The following is a 9,339-nucleotide window of genomic DNA, read 5'->3' on the forward strand; positions in this document are numbered from 1 at the left end:
GTTGATCGATCAGTCAGTCCCAGACCAACACCTGTGCCGGCGTCGGGTTATAGGCATTGCAGGGGTTGTTCAGCTGCGGGCAGTTGGAGATCAGCACGATGATGTCCATGTGTGCCTGCAACTCGACATATTTGCCCGCAGCGGAAATGCCATCTTCAAAGGTCAGGCCGCCCTCGCTGGTCACTGGCACGTTCATGAAGAAGTTGATATTTGCGCCGATATCGCGTTTGTCCAGACGCCCATCAGTGAGACAGGCGCGCAGGAAGTTATCCCGGCAACTGTGCATGTAGCGCTTGTCCAGCGAGTAGCGCACGGTGTTGCTTTCCTGCGCGCAGGCGCCGCCAAGGGTGTCGTGCCGGCCACAGGTGTCGGCGACGATGGTCAGCAGCGGATTGCCCAGGTTGGAATAGAGCACCGTCCCGGTGGTCAGGTACACGCGGTTCTGTTTGCGCAGGGTGCGCTGTGGATCGAAGCGTTCGCGCGGGTTGGCTGCGCTGAAGAACAGGGTATCGACTGCCTGATTGCCCTCCAGGTCGAGCAGGCGCAGTGTCTGGCCCGCCTTGATGTCGAACAGGAAGGGCTCACCTGCGGGGATGGTGGCCTGATACACGGCGGCTTCGGGATGTTTTTCGCTTGCGGTAATCATCTCGGATCCCCTAGACATAGAGTCGTTCAGTGTTGTGGAAACCCCGGCTGTTCTCCGGGCGCGAGGTGCGGCAGAGCACAGTGATGCCGTCGCTCTCGATCTGATGCCAGCTGAGCTGTATCGGGCGCGGGTCATAGGCTGGATTAGGGTCCATCGGATGCTGCAGGGGGGTCAGAATCACCAGGCTGTCCATGGGCGCGTAGAGTTCGATGTAGTCGCCGGCTTTCGAGTTGCCGGTGACAAATTCGAAGCAGCCATCAGCGTCCACATTGATCCGGCTAAACAGGTTGAGGGTCATCAGCAGGTCCTGCTGGTTGAGGTTCCACTTGCCCATTTCCACCAGCAAATTGTCATGACCGTTGCGATAGAAACCGTTGCGCAGCTCCTGGTAGCGGCCCTGGCCGTATTTTTCCGCGGTCTCTGCTGCGTTGAGCACGCCGCCAAAGCTGTCATGCCAGCCGCAGCTGTCCGCGGTAATGGCTGCCAGTACCCGGCCCATATCTGAGTACAGGCAATGGCCGGCGGTGAGTCTGGCGGTGTGCTGGCCTTTCAACGTATCGGGCAGGTTCAGCCGCTCGCTCTTTTCATGCGCATTGAGCAGCATCAGGCTGACGTTCGCGCCGCCCTGGGGATCGGTGATGCGCAGCAATTGGCCACGCTTGAGCACGAATGAGGTATGACCGCCACCGGGGACGGTTTCCTCGTACAAGGTAGGACGTAGAGTCAGTTCAGCAGTCATGTGAAGCTCCTTACGCAGCTGAATTCAGGCTGTGGATGATATGTTCGGGTAACGACTCGACCGCGGTGCGAGCAGCCAGGCGATTGCTGTTGAGCGGAATGTCGTAGGTGATGCGTGCGCCATAGGCATGTGGTGCATCGGGGTCGATTCGCGGTTTGTCGAACACCATCAGTCGGGTGCCGAGCGTGAAGCCTTCGGACAGGTCATGGGTCACCATGAAGACGGTCAGGCGGGTCTCCTGCCAGAGCTCCAGCAGCAGGCTATGCATGTCCTTGCGAATCCCCGGATCCAGCGCACCGAAGGGCTCGTCGAGTAACAGAATGCGCGGCTTCATGATCAGCGCCTGGGCGATCGCGAGACGCTGCTGCATGCCGCCGGACAGCTGCGCCGGGTATTTATCCAGCGCATGGCCCAGGCCCACCTTGTTGAGAATCACCGCCGCCTGGTCGCGTACGTCGCGCTTCGCACGGCCAAACAGCCTGCCGAACAGCGGTGCTCTGGGGAGCTCCAGGCCGAGCGCGACGTTATCCAGCACGCTCAGGTGAGGCAGCACCGAGTAGCGCTGAAAAACCACGCCGCGGCTGGCGTCGGGCTCGCCCTGGAGCGGCCGGCCGTCGAGCAGGATATCGCCGCGGCTGGGTGTTTCCTGGCCCAGCAGCATGCGCAGAAAGGTAGATTTACCGCAGCCAGAGGTGCCGACCAGGGTGCAGAACTCGCCCTCGGCAAAAGTCAGATTCAAACGCTCCAGGACGACCTGATCGCCGTATTGCTGCCAGACGTTTTTCACCTGGAGAAAGGGCGGTTGCGCAACAAGGGTGGTGTCATTCATGGTTTGGCTCCTTCGTACCAGGGGAATGCCAGGCGAATCAGGCCGCGCAGACCGAAGTCCATGGTCCAGGCAAGCAGGGTGATCCAGGCGACGTAGGGCAGGATGACGTCCATGGACATGTAGCGACGTACCAGAAAGATGCGGTAGCCCAGACCGTCGGTGGCGGCGATGGCTTCGGCGGCAATCAGGAACAACCAGGCCGACCCCAGCACCAGTCGCAGGCTGATCAGCAGGCGCGGCAGCAGTTGCGGAAGGATGACTCGAAGGATCAGGGTCCAGGTATTGGCGCCGAGCGTCTGTGCCTTGATCAGTAATTCCTGAGGAATCTCTCTGGCGCGCTGTTCCAGATCGCGCGCGATGATCGGCGTTATCCCGATCACAATAAGCATGACCTTGGACAGTTCCCCCAGCCCGAACACGATGAACAGGATGGGCAGCAAGGCCAGTGGTGGAACCATCGATAGCACCGCCAGCAGCGGGGAAAGGGTTGCACTGAACAGCGGAATGGCGCCGGCTGCGACGCCCAGACACAGGCCAACCAGGGCGGCTATGCTCAGGCCGATCGCAATGCGCTGCAGGCTGGATGCAGTGTCCTGCCAGAACAGGTAGTCACCGCTGCGCCGGTCCGGCTGCAGGGCCAGAGTATCCATCGCCGTGGCCATCTGCGCCGGGCTCGGCAACAGCTTGTCGCTTGGGTTGATTTCCAGGCGCTGGGCAGAATAGGACAGGTACACCAGCACCAGAAGGGCGAAGGGCAGCAGTAGCAGAAGCAGCCTGCCGGGTTTGCCGGGACGGACGTTGATCAGGCGCATGGGGCTAGCCCCCACTGTTCGCTAGAGGTACCCGTAGCGGTATGACTTATCCCGGTTATGTAGCGGCGCGGGATCCATCGCATTTCGGGTGCTGATCGGCGCATGTTTGACCTCCAGTTTTAGGCATGACGGCACGGAGCTGCGCTCTAAGACGCTGTTCTCCCGGGCTTTTGTCCCGCCGTGTAACCTCACTGGAGGTCGCCAACTCTCGGACCAGTCACTCGCGATGCGAGCCGGAACCCTAGTCAGCCATTTTTGATTCGCAGCTTCCTGCACCAGAGATGTAGCAATCGCCATGCCAGCGCTCGAAAAAGAGGCGTTGCCTCCCGGTTGGCGCGTGTTGTGCTGCGTTGGACGGGCTACAGGTCCGCTGGCCGTGCCCTGTTTTGGGATCCAACACCGCACCGAGGGCGAGCATCGATGCGCCGTTTTGGTGCGTTGTTCCCGGCAGGATCAGCTATCAGCTGCTTACAAGTACTCCGGCATGGGGCACGCCGCGCGTTGTTAGCGATGGGCTGGGTCAATGGTATGAGTCTTGCTTTATCTCAGATATCACGGCGCTGCTTGGCCGTGTGGATACGTGCTGAATTTCCCGGGACGACCCGGGGCGATCAGGCAGCAGGTCCAGGCTATTTGCTGGACATGTTTGCTCCGTTCGCATTAGTCCTGGACGACCAGGTGACATCTCGATTATCCGAACAGGAGGTGACCCATGGCGTCCGAAGAGTTGCGCGCTCGTACCACCCATTCCGCTTTCACCAGCCTCCCGGTTGTAGACGTATCCGGACTGTTTTCGGCCGATTCGGCCACGCGCAAGGAAACCGCCACGCACCTTGGAAAGGGAGCGAAGGATGCAGGCTTTCTCTATATCACCGGACACGGCGTACCCCAGGCACTGATCGACAGGTTGGTCGCCCGCACACAGGAATACTTCGCACAGCCGCTGGAAGACAAGATGCGCCACTATATCGGCCATTCGAGCAACCATAGCGGCTATGTGCCCGAAGGCGAGGAGCAGTTCGACTCCGGCGCCATCGACCACAAGGAAGCCTATGACCTGGGATTTGATCTGGACCCGCGCGCGGAGCGCCGGCCAATGCTTGGGCCGAACCAGTGGGCGGATATGCCCGGGTTCAAGGAGGACGTAAAAGCCTACTACGATGCGGTGCTTGCCCTGGGCAATCAGCTGTTCAAAGGCTTTGCGCTGGCGCTGGGCCTGCCGGAGGACGGTTTCAGCCGCTATGTCACGACCCCGCCAAGCCAGCTTCGGCTGGTCCATTATCCTTTCAACCCCGACGCGGCAGACCGGCCGGGTATTGGTGCGCACACCGATTATGAGTGCTTCACCATCCTGCTGCCGACAGCCCCTGGCCTGGAGGTGCTCAACGGTGCTGGGGAGTGGATTGATGTGCCGCTGGTTGACGGCGCCTTTGTCATCAACATCGGCGATATGCTCGAAGTGCTCAGCAACGGGATGTATGTCGCCACCTCGCACCGGGTGCGCAAGGTTGCCGAGGAACGCTATTCGTTTCCGCTGTTTTGCGCCTGTGATTACGACACGGTCATTGCACCGGTGCCCGAGCTGTTAAGCGAGTCAGCACCGGCGCGTTACGAGCCCGTACGCTGTGGTGACCACCTGTTTGCGCAGACGGTGCAGACCTTTGGCTACCTCAAGCGCCGCCTCGAAACCGGCGAACTATCGATGCCGGAGGGCGCCCGCGGCCTCGCTTCCTTTGGGCATCAGGGACGCAAGCAAGGGGAAACGGCATGAGGCTGCAGGAACTGTTGGAAAGATATCCGCACCCCGCGAACAGCGGTGTGCCTGACTGGATGCTGGGGTATTTCCGACGCCGCGCCATCAGTTTTGCCAATGGCCAGACTGATACGACTACGACGGTATGCTGGATTCAGAGCCGCACTTTCACCATCGACCTGCGTCTGCCAATAGCGCAGGTGCAGCCGCCACCGCGCGATTGGGCCGACTACACACGTGCAGAGCTTGAAGTGCTGGCCGACTACGAAGGCTGGGCTGCGGACTCTGAATGGACCAGTGAAACGCTAAGCTGGCATGGCGAATCCTCCTTGCAACTGCACAACCGGTGGCCGGAGCCGGCCCTATTGCAGCGCGTCGGTAACTGCATGATCGAGTTCGCCCCCAGCGGGGCCTATGTCGAGGATTGGCGCTTGCAGCCGTCGCCTCCTGGGCCGCTGATCGGTTTGAGACTGATCGAGGAACGGGATCTCGACACTGACGTGCGTCGGCATCGCGGTGGCGGGCTTATCATCTGTGGCGACCATGCCGCGCTGGTGCTTGGGCGCGCTGATGATGTCATACCGCGTAGCGCAAGCGGGTTATTGCGCGACGAGGTAGCCGAGGCCGCTGGAGATGCCGAGCGCCTGGCCCATCTATTCAACTTCGAGACCTCCGTGGCATCGGGATCGATGACCGCTGACTATCGCGTCGAACATTCGACCTGTCCGGCCCGAGTCGGGCAGCTTCTGTGTCCCCTGGATGGATTCGAATACCTCCCCGACTCCCATCAGATCGTTCAGCAACTGACCATTGAGGGCTCGCGCTGTGAGCGGCGCTTCGCTGTCGACACTATTGAAGCAGTAATCAGTTTCAAACAGGCCGCCGACTTCAGCGAAGACGCTGCCGCCTGGTATGACCACGAATCCCCAACCCTGACCCGCTATACCGAGCCGCATTACTGAGGCCGGAGCGGCATCCTTTTATCGATGCACGAGGTAATAACCATGTTGAAAACGTCAATCTGCAAATGGGCGGCCGTGCTGGCTACCAGTCTGTGCCTGGCAACCGGCGCGGTTGCCAACGAGAAGAAGCAGAGTTTCAAGGTCGCCTGGTCGATCTATGCCGGCTGGATGCCCTGGGCCTATGCGGCGGATTACGGCATTGTCGATAAATGGGCAGACAAATACGGCATCGAGATCGAGATCGTGCAGTTCAACGATTACATCGAGTCGATCAACCAGTACACCATGGGTGCCTTTGACGCCTGCGGCATGACCAATATGGACGCCCTGACCATTCCGGCGGCCAGCGGGGTGGATACCACCGCCCTGATTCTCGGTGATTACTCCAATGGCAACGACGGCGTCCTGCTGAAGAAGGGCTCCAGCATGGAAGACATTCGCGGTCAGCAGGTCAATCTGGTCGAGCTGTCTGTCTCCCACTATCTGCTGGCGCGGGCGCTGGAAAAGCACGGCATGTCCGAGCGCGACATCAAGGTAATGAATACCTCGGACGCTGATGCGGTCGCCTCGTTCATGACTCCGGACGTGACGGCAGCGGCGGTATGGAATCCGCAGTTGAGCCTGATCAAGCAACAATCACCGGATGCGGTCCAGGTGTTCGATTCCACCGAGATTCCGGGTGAGATCATCGACATGATGGCGGTCAATACGGAGGTGTTGAAAGCCAATCCGGAGCTTGGCAAGGCGCTGGTGGGGGCCTGGTTCGAAACGCTGGAGCTGATGTCTGGTGATAGCGATGAAGCAAAGGCCGCTCGTACCTACATGGCCGAGCAAGCGGGAACAGATCTGGCGGGCTATGACGCTCAGCTGGCCGAAACCATGCTGTTCTACACGCCTGCCGATACCCATGCTTTTGCTACCGATCCGGCTTTACGCGAGACCATGGATAAGGTGCGGTTGTTCTCCTTCGACAAGGGATTGCTGGGCAATGGTGCACCCAGTCCCGATGTGGTCGGGATGGAGTTTGCCGATGGCTCGGTACTTGGAAGTAGCGGCAACGTGCAGCTGCGGTTTGATCCGACCTATGTACGGATGGCGCTGGAAGGGAAGCTGTAACCCGGCGCAATGATGTGGTCCGGTCCGGTGCATGCTCACCGGACCGGGTTCACCGTTGCAACGCCAGGTCAGGCGGAAGCCTCTGCCTCGTAATTGGCGTACGAGTGCTTCAGGGTGGCGTGATTGAGCAGCATCTGGGCCTTGAGTTCAGTGCCTGACGCATTATAGATATGAGTGCGTACCCAGTAGGATTCGGTGCGTTTGCTTTCGGATAGCGCGACGATCTCACGGCGGATAAGGTAATCCTCACCGACGAACAGGGGGCCGTCGATCATGCGGATTTCCTGATCAGCAAACAGACCCACGACAGGTTGTTTCACCGGAAAAGCCGCCTGTTTACTGGTGTATTCCGCCAGCACGCTGACCATTTCCAGGGGAATGATTGCGCGGCCCCAGGGCGTAGCTGTCGAATCCGAGTACCAAGGCGAATTCTCGGTAATACGCTCGAGTTTCTGGTTGAGCGAAAATGGATACAGGTTGCCCATTCTCTGCTCCGGGCTCATGCGCACGCGTTCCTCTTCAGCGCCTCGCATGCCGAGGTGCAGTTCCGACAGGATCACCAGCTTTCCCGGCGGGCGAAGTTTGGCCATACGCTCTTCCAGCAGGGTAGGGCCGTCGTCAGGACCCAGGCTGGCGCTGGCCTCAAGAACCGGTGTGCCGTCGGCTTTCTCTGCCCAGCACCGCACACGATGTGCGCCTGCTGCGGGGCGCTCGACGAAGGCGCGGACCTGTTCGCCCTCGACCACCATGTTCTGAAAGTGTGAAGAGAAGCAGCCGCGTTCCAGCCAGGCTTGTCCGAATACTTCGACCAATAGCGGAACGAACTGACTGAAGTGCGTCGGGCCTTCAATAGGCCCCGCCCGGAACCCTAGCTTTTCCGCCATGCTGTCGTCGTGAATCGAGGTATGGCCGCTGTATTCCTGGTCAGCCAACATCTGGCGGGGCTCGCGCAGTGGGCCGCACAGGTAGAGTGGGGTATCAAAGCTCATCCAGAATCTCCGTTATTGTTATGTCAGCAATTCAACCGTTCAGCATGCCGGCCAGACGGTCGCGAATCAGGCCCTCAGCCTCCGCCATGATGCGTTCGACCAGCGCTTGAACCGTGGGGACATCGTTGATGAGTCCGGCCACCATGCCGCAGGACCATGCACCGGCATCCATCTCCCCGGTTTTCATGATGCGCGGATAGACGCCAGCCACTTCCTCGGCGATGTCCGCGAACGTGAGGTCGGTGCCCAGGCGCCGCTCCTTATCCAGCAGCCGTTCGACCGCCGCATTGGTCATCACGCGCTCGGTATTGCGCAGCGGACGCATGACCAGCCGTGTATCGAGCTCGCTAGCGGCGACAATCGCCTGCTTCACGTTCTCGTGAACCGGTGCTTCGCGGGTAGCGATAAACCGCGTGCCCATGTTCAAGCCTTCGGCGCCCAGGGCCAGTGCAGCAACCAGCGAGCGTCCGTCGGCCATCCCGCCTGATGCGACAAAGGGGATCTCCAGCTCTTCGGCAGCGCGGGGCAGCAAAATAAAGTTAGGCACATCGTCTTCGCCCGGGTGACCGCCGCATTCGAAGCCGTCGACGCTGACCGCATCGCAACCAATGGCCTGAGCCTTGAGGGCATGGCGAACGGCGGTGCATTTGTGGATGACTTTGATACCTGCTTCTTTTAGTGCAGGCAGATACTTTTGCGGGTTGTTGCCGGCGGTTTCTACTACCTTCACGCCGCCCTTGATGATGGCCTCGATATAGCCGGGATAATCCGGTTGATTGACTGAGGGCAGGAAGGTCAGGTTGACGCCGAAGGGCTTGTCAGTCATCTCGTGGCAACGGCGAATTTCCTCAGCAAGCGCGGCAGGATTTGGCTGAGTGAGAGCGGTGATCATGCCCAGGCCGCCGGCATTGGCGACGGCAGAGGCAAGCTCGGCGTAACCAACGTGATGCATGCCACCCTGAATGATCGGATGCTGGATGCCAAAGAGTTCTGTTATGCGTGTTTTCATGGGACCTCTGTGCGTGCTGAATTTCTGCCAGCCCGCCCGGGCTGACAGATTCATGGAAAAAGAATCTGCCTGATTGTATGACCAGTTCCCGGAAAGTGCCGGTGATTGCGGGTATTCAGGGCAGTGATGGCTTGAGCTGGGTAGAACGGTGCTGTGCTTGGCGCGCCTTCGCTTGGCGTCAGCGCGGCAGCACGAGCAGTTCAGGATGCGATGCGGAAAACTCCGGGTGGGTCACCCGCCGTCTGGCAGGGTGGCGCAAGACGCCGTGAACCCGTCCTTGGGGGCTTGGCGAAAACATCCCTGTTTTCAACACTTGCTCCACCCTGCCAGCCGGCGGGCTTGTTCGAACATTGGTGGCTTGGGCCAAAACCATTCCTTTCAACTGAGCCGAGTGGATCACATCAAGGTTTCAGGCTGGCCTGAAGCGAGTAAAGTGCACAGACTAGTTCCCCCCTTCGCAGAAGGGGGGCTAGGGGGGAATGGC

General features: G+C 60.0%; 9 protein-coding genes and 1 riboswitch. Of the genes, 3 read left to right on the forward strand and 6 right to left on the reverse strand.

The features are described 5' to 3' along the window. Positions 1 to 13: 13 nt before the first annotated feature. The 4 genes from FHK95_RS09210 to FHK95_RS09225 are packed head-to-tail and all read right to left on the reverse strand — an operon-like array spanning position 14 to position 3,026. Complete coding sequence (locus tag FHK95_RS09210; RefSeq protein WP_150304311.1) at positions 14 to 646, reverse strand: urea amidolyase associated protein UAAP2; 633 nt, start codon at positions 644 to 646, stop codon at positions 14 to 16. A 10-nt stretch (positions 647 to 656) separates the two neighbouring features. Beyond that, the gene (locus FHK95_RS09215) at positions 657 to 1,385 is read right to left on the reverse strand and encodes an urea amidolyase associated protein UAAP1 (protein WP_150304312.1); all 729 of its coding nucleotides are present in this window, start codon (positions 1,383 to 1,385) and stop codon (positions 657 to 659) included. A 10-nt stretch (positions 1,386 to 1,395) separates the two neighbouring features. Beyond that, positions 1,396 to 2,214, reverse strand: a complete 819-nt coding sequence (locus tag FHK95_RS09220; protein ID WP_150304313.1) for an ABC transporter ATP-binding protein — start codon at positions 2,212 to 2,214, stop codon at positions 1,396 to 1,398. Beyond that, positions 2,211 to 3,026: an ABC transporter permease gene (locus tag FHK95_RS09225; protein WP_150304314.1), complete on the reverse strand. Its 816-nt coding sequence runs from the start codon at positions 3,024 to 3,026 to the stop codon at positions 2,211 to 2,213. The genes FHK95_RS09220 and FHK95_RS09225 overlap by 4 nt, the downstream gene beginning before the upstream one ends. Positions 3,027 to 3,183: 157 nt before the next feature. Next, positions 3,184 to 3,282, reverse strand: a riboswitch (guanidine-I (ykkC/yxkD leader). Between the two features lie 456 nt (positions 3,283 to 3,738). Between FHK95_RS09225 and FHK95_RS09230 the strand changes: the two genes are divergently transcribed. The 3 genes from FHK95_RS09230 to FHK95_RS09240 are packed head-to-tail and all read left to right on the forward strand — an operon-like array spanning position 3,739 to position 6,857. Then, positions 3,739 to 4,797, forward strand: coding sequence for an isopenicillin N synthase family dioxygenase (locus FHK95_RS09230; protein WP_150304315.1), 1,059 nt, complete (start codon positions 3,739 to 3,741; stop codon positions 4,795 to 4,797). Further along, complete coding sequence (locus FHK95_RS09235) at positions 4,794 to 5,741, forward strand: hypothetical protein (protein ID WP_150304316.1); 948 nt, start codon at positions 4,794 to 4,796, stop codon at positions 5,739 to 5,741. Before FHK95_RS09230 ends, FHK95_RS09235 begins: the two co-directional genes overlap by 4 nt. Before the next feature lie 42 nt (positions 5,742 to 5,783). Next, positions 5,784 to 6,857: a putative urea ABC transporter substrate-binding protein gene (locus FHK95_RS09240; protein ID WP_150304317.1), complete on the forward strand. Its 1,074-nt coding sequence runs from the start codon at positions 5,784 to 5,786 to the stop codon at positions 6,855 to 6,857. Between the two features lie 68 nt (positions 6,858 to 6,925). Here FHK95_RS09240 and FHK95_RS09245 read toward each other — a convergent pair whose 3' ends face one another. Together FHK95_RS09245 and FHK95_RS09250 are read right to left on the reverse strand one after the other, a co-directional pair. Then, on the reverse strand, positions 6,926 to 7,846 hold the full coding sequence (locus tag FHK95_RS09245; protein WP_150304318.1) for a hypothetical protein: 921 nt from the start codon (positions 7,844 to 7,846) through the stop codon (positions 6,926 to 6,928). Positions 7,847 to 7,877: 31 nt separating this feature from the next. Then, on the reverse strand, positions 7,878 to 8,855 hold the full coding sequence (locus FHK95_RS09250; protein ID WP_150304319.1) for an NAD(P)H-dependent flavin oxidoreductase: 978 nt from the start codon (positions 8,853 to 8,855) through the stop codon (positions 7,878 to 7,880). Positions 8,856 to 9,339: the final 484 nt, after the last annotated feature.

The organism is Pseudomonas saliphila, assembly GCF_008638345.1.
In the GTDB taxonomy this organism is placed as follows: Bacteria; Pseudomonadota; Gammaproteobacteria; order Pseudomonadales; family Pseudomonadaceae; genus Halopseudomonas; species Halopseudomonas saliphila.

Excerpts from the sequence above, each read along its gene's own strand:
- FHK95_RS09210 (WP_150304311.1), bottom strand. The coding sequence starts at position 646 with ATGATTACCGCAAGCGAAAAACATCCCGAAGCCGCCGTGTATCAGGCC.
- FHK95_RS09215 (WP_150304312.1), bottom strand. The coding sequence starts at position 1,385 with ATGACTGCTGAACTGACTCTACGTCCTACCTTGTACGAGGAAACCGTC.
- FHK95_RS09220 (WP_150304313.1), bottom strand. The coding sequence starts at position 2,214 with ATGAATGACACCACCCTTGTTGCGCAACCGCCCTTTCTCCAGGTGAAA.
- FHK95_RS09225 (WP_150304314.1), bottom strand. The coding sequence starts at position 3,026 with ATGCGCCTGATCAACGTCCGTCCCGGCAAACCCGGCAGGCTGCTTCTG.
- FHK95_RS09230 (WP_150304315.1), top strand. The coding sequence starts at position 3,739 with ATGGCGTCCGAAGAGTTGCGCGCTCGTACCACCCATTCCGCTTTCACC.
- FHK95_RS09235 (WP_150304316.1), top strand. The coding sequence starts at position 4,794 with ATGAGGCTGCAGGAACTGTTGGAAAGATATCCGCACCCCGCGAACAGC.
- FHK95_RS09240 (WP_150304317.1), top strand. The coding sequence starts at position 5,784 with ATGTTGAAAACGTCAATCTGCAAATGGGCGGCCGTGCTGGCTACCAGT.
- FHK95_RS09245 (WP_150304318.1), bottom strand. The coding sequence starts at position 7,846 with ATGAGCTTTGATACCCCACTCTACCTGTGCGGCCCACTGCGCGAGCCC.
- FHK95_RS09250 (WP_150304319.1), bottom strand. The coding sequence starts at position 8,855 with ATGAAAACACGCATAACAGAACTCTTTGGCATCCAGCATCCGATCATT.